Genomic DNA, 1064 nt, shown 5'->3' with positions numbered 1-1064 from the left:
GCGGCCAGCACGGCGTAGTCGCCGCAGCCGGGGCACCAGCGCACCTCCTGGTCGGACTTGAAGTCCTTCATCGACTGCCGGCCCTCGGCCTTGGGCACCAGTTGCAGCAGGGCGTCGGGGTCAGTCATCGAGGGCCTCCTTCAGCGCCGCGGCGAGCTGCTCCGCCTTGAACGGCATGCCGTTGACCTGGGTGTGGGAGCGGGCGTCGACCAGGTACCTCGCCCGGACGAGAGCGGCGAGCTGCCCCAGGTTCATCTCCGGGACCACCACGCGCTCGTACCGGGCGAGAACCTCACCGAGATTGCGCGGGAAGGGATTGAGGTGACGCAGATGGGCCTGCGCGATCCGGCCGCCCTCCTTGCGGATACGGCGCACGGCGGCCGTGATCGGCCCGTACGTCGACCCCCAGCCCAGCACCAGGGTCCTCGCCCCGTGCGGGTCGTCCACCTCGACGTCGGGCACCTCGATGCCGTCGATCTTCGCCTGCCGGGTGCGGACCATGAAGTCGTGGTTGGCCGGGTCGTAGGAGATGTTGCCCGTGCCGTCCTGCTTCTCGATGCCGCCGATCCGGTGCTCCAGACCCGGGGTGCCGGGGATGGCCCAGGGACGGGCCAGGGTCTGCGGGTCCCGCTGGTAGGGCCGGAACACCTCGGTGCCGTCGTCCAGCGTGTGGTTGGGTCCCTGCGCGAACTGCACGGTCAGGTCCGGCAGCTCCTCGAGGTCCGGGATGCGCCAGGGTTCGCTGCCGTTGGCGAGGTAGCCGTCGGAGAGGAGGAAGACGGGGGTGCGGTAGGTGAGGGCGATGCGGGCGGCCTCCAGGGCGGCGTCGAAGCAGTCGGCCGGGGTGCGGGGCGCGACGACCGGGACCGGCGCCTCGCCGTTGCGCCCGTACATCGCCTGCAGCAGGTCCGCCTGCTCGGTCTTGGTCGGCAGCCCGGTGGACGGGCCGCCGCGCTGGATGTCCACGACCAGCAGCGGCAGCTCCAGCGAGACGGCCAGCCCGATCGTCTCCGACTTCAGCGCCACCCCCGGACCGGAGGTGGTGGTCACCGCCAGGGAGCCGC

Annotated in this window: 2 pseudogenes; both read right to left on the bottom strand. The window is 71.8% G+C overall.

Annotated features, from left to right (window positions below):
* Positions 1-128: pseudogene (locus ACFY3N_RS36685) on the bottom strand (2-oxoacid:ferredoxin oxidoreductase subunit beta); the annotation flags it as partial.
* Positions 121-1064: pseudogene (locus ACFY3N_RS36680) on the bottom strand (2-oxoglutarate ferredoxin oxidoreductase subunit alpha); the annotation flags it as partial. The pseudogenes ACFY3N_RS36685 and ACFY3N_RS36680, both read right to left, overlap by 8 nt.

Source organism: Streptomyces sp. NPDC000348, assembly GCF_042898795.1.
GTDB lineage: Bacteria > Actinomycetota > Actinomycetes > Streptomycetales > Streptomycetaceae > Streptomyces.
Note: the sequence above shows the minus strand (reverse complement) of the source record. Positions and strands in the feature narration are given on the sequence as shown.